Genomic DNA, 455 nt, shown 5'->3' with positions numbered 1-455 from the left:
CGGCTGCAGTAATGGCTGAACTACATCTCGACCGACCTGCACAAGAGCTTCGGCCCGCTGTTCGCCCCGACGCTCGGCGAGGACGCCAAGAATTTCTTCAAGGACCGCATTGCCCGCCACCTCGGCTATGTCGACAAGCAACTCGCCGGCAAAGACTATCTGATGGGCTCGTCGTTCACGGTCGCCGACGGCTACCTGTTCGTGATCCTGAGCTGGTGCGACCGGATGAAGATCGACCTCGCCCCCTACCCCAACCTCGCCGCCTTCAAGGCCCGCGTCGCCGCCCGCCCGAAGGTGCAGGAAGCGCTGCAAAGCGAAGGTCTGCTGCAGAAGGCGTGAGGAATTTCACCGCAGCGTCATTGGGAGCGCAGCGAAGCAATCCAGCGCCGAGCACGAAGCTGGATTGCTTCGTCGCTTCGCTCCTCGCAATGACGGGGGACTACGACGCAAACAAA

General features: G+C 62.0%; 1 pseudogene. It reads left to right on the top strand.

Annotated features, from left to right (window positions below):
- Window positions 1–12: 12 nt before the first annotated feature.
- A pseudogene (locus DYI24_RS27755) lies at window positions 13–339 on the top strand (glutathione S-transferase family protein); the annotation flags it as partial.
- Window positions 340–455: the final 116 nt, after the last annotated feature.

This window comes from Rhodopseudomonas sp. BR0C11, assembly GCF_010820945.1.
Lineage (GTDB): Bacteria > Pseudomonadota > Alphaproteobacteria > Rhizobiales > Xanthobacteraceae > Rhodopseudomonas > Rhodopseudomonas palustris_H.
Note: the sequence above shows the minus strand (reverse complement) of the source record. Positions and strands in the feature narration are given on the sequence as shown.